This window comes from Neisseria polysaccharea, from assembly GCF_963392925.1.
In the GTDB taxonomy this organism is placed as follows: Bacteria; Pseudomonadota; Gammaproteobacteria; order Burkholderiales; family Neisseriaceae; genus Neisseria; species Neisseria polysaccharea.
In genome coordinates this window covers 1-989 of the sequence record NZ_CAUJNZ010000037.1, presented here as the reverse complement: position 1 = coordinate 989, position 989 = coordinate 1, and the positions used below count along the sequence as shown (strand labels likewise).

Genomic DNA, 989 nt, shown 5'->3' with positions numbered 1-989 from the left:
TTCTTGGGGGGGGGGGGGGCAAGCCTTCGGAAGGCTATGGATAAAAAAATATCCTGTTTTGTTCACTAAAAAATGCCGTCTGAAGATTCTTGAGGCACAAAATAAGCCGATTTCACCGGCCGCACTGTTTTTTGATTTTGTTGTTTTATCTTGAATCTGTTTGCCGCCGCATATTTTCAGACGGCATAACATAAAAAATCCCCAAGCATTGATTGCTTGGGGATTTTCGACAGTCCGAATTATTGGACTTTGATTTCTACATCAACACCGGCCGGCAAATCCAGCTTCATCAGCGCATCGGTAGTTTTGTCGGTCCAATCCACGATGTCCATCAGGCGCAAGTGGGTGCGGATTTCCAATTGTTCACGGGAAGTTTTGTTCACGTGCGGAGAACGCAAAATGTTGAAACGCTCGATTTTGGTCGGCAACGGAATCGGACCTTTTACAACGGCACCGGTACGTTTTGCAGTTTCAACGATTTCTTGTGCAGAACGGTCAATCAGGGCGTAATCATAAGCTTTCAGGCGGATACGGATTTTTTGGTTTGCCATTTATCAATATCCTTCAATTAAGCGATAACAGAAGAAACCACGCCGGCACCCACGGTACGGCCGCCTTCGCGAATCGCAAAGCGCAGGCCTTCTTCCATAGCGATAGGCGCAATCAGTTCCACGGTAATGGTTACGTTTTCACCCGGCATTACCATTTCCACACCTTCTTCCAAAGTAACCGCACCGGTTACGTCGGTGGTACGGAAGTAGAATTGGGGGCGGTAGTTGGCGAAGAACGGGGTATGGCGGCCGCCCTCTTCTTTGCTCAGTACGTACACTTCTGCTTTGAACTTGGTGTGCGGAGTGATGGTGCCGGGTTTGGCCAATACCTGACCGCGCTCTACGTCTTCACGCTTAGTACCGCGCAACAATACGCCTACGTTGTCGCCTGCCTGACCTTCGTCCAGCAGTTTGCGGAACATTTCAACGCCGGTACAG

General features: G+C 49.4%; 3 protein-coding genes. All 3 read right to left on the bottom strand.

Going from position 1 to position 989, the window contains the following annotated elements; all coding sequences use genetic code 11:
- A partial coding sequence (locus tag RDY34_RS10540; RefSeq protein ID WP_308184589.1) for a hypothetical protein occupies window positions 1–192 on the bottom strand: 192 nt, incomplete at its 3' end.
- Between the two features lie 47 nt (window positions 193–239).
- Window positions 240–551 (bottom strand): 30S ribosomal protein S10, encoded by a 312-nt coding sequence (gene rpsJ, locus RDY34_RS10535; RefSeq protein ID WP_002215394.1) that lies wholly within the window; start codon window positions 549–551, stop codon window positions 240–242.
- Window positions 552–568: 17 nt separating this feature from the next.
- On the bottom strand, window positions 569–989 hold a 421-nt coding region (locus tag RDY34_RS10530; protein ID WP_308184570.1), incomplete at its 5' end, for an EF-Tu C-terminal domain-related protein.

What these genes read in the sequence shown, in the direction of transcription:
- rpsJ (WP_002215394.1), bottom strand. Translation starts at nt 551, where the DNA reads ATGGCAAACCAAAAAATCCGTATCCGCCTGAAAGCTTATGATTACGCC.